Origin of the sequence: Flavobacterium sp. FlaQc-52 (genome assembly GCF_044007495.1) — a bacterium.
In the GTDB taxonomy this organism is placed as follows: Bacteria; Bacteroidota; Bacteroidia; order Flavobacteriales; family Flavobacteriaceae; genus Flavobacterium; species Flavobacterium cupriresistens.
The window spans coordinates 1-477 of the sequence record NZ_JBIPCV010000044.1; the positions used below are offsets into that span (position 1 = coordinate 1).

Sequence of the window (477 nt, forward strand, 5' to 3'; positions counted from 1 at the left end):
ATTGCGGAAATACTTCTGCTATTTTCACTCAAATCATTACTATCGAAGATACTACTGCTCCTACTTGGTCTACTCAAGCCGGAACATTAAATACAACGGTTCAATGTAGTGATGCAACAGCTTTGGCAAATGCTCAAGCGCAATTCCCAGTAGCTACTGATGCTTGTGATACTGATGTCACAAACATTGTAAAAGTAAGCGGTGCTTTTGTAGCTTCTCAAGGTTGTGCTAACGCCGGAACCTATACTAATACTTGGACGGTTAATGATGATTGCGGAAATACTTCTGCTATTTTCACGCAAATCATTACTATCGAAGACACTACTGCTCCTACTTGGTCAACACAAGCCGGAACATTAAATACTACGGTTCAATGTAGTGATGCAACAGCTTTAGCTAATGCTCAAGCGCAATTCCCAGTAGCTACTGACGCTTGTGATACTGATGTCACAAACATTGTAAAAGTAAGCGGTGCTT

At 40.9% G+C, this 477-nt stretch carries 1 pseudogene; it reads left to right on the forward strand.

The features are described 5' to 3' along the window. Positions 1-477: pseudogene (locus tag ACHRV5_RS22415) on the forward strand (hypothetical protein); the annotation flags it as partial.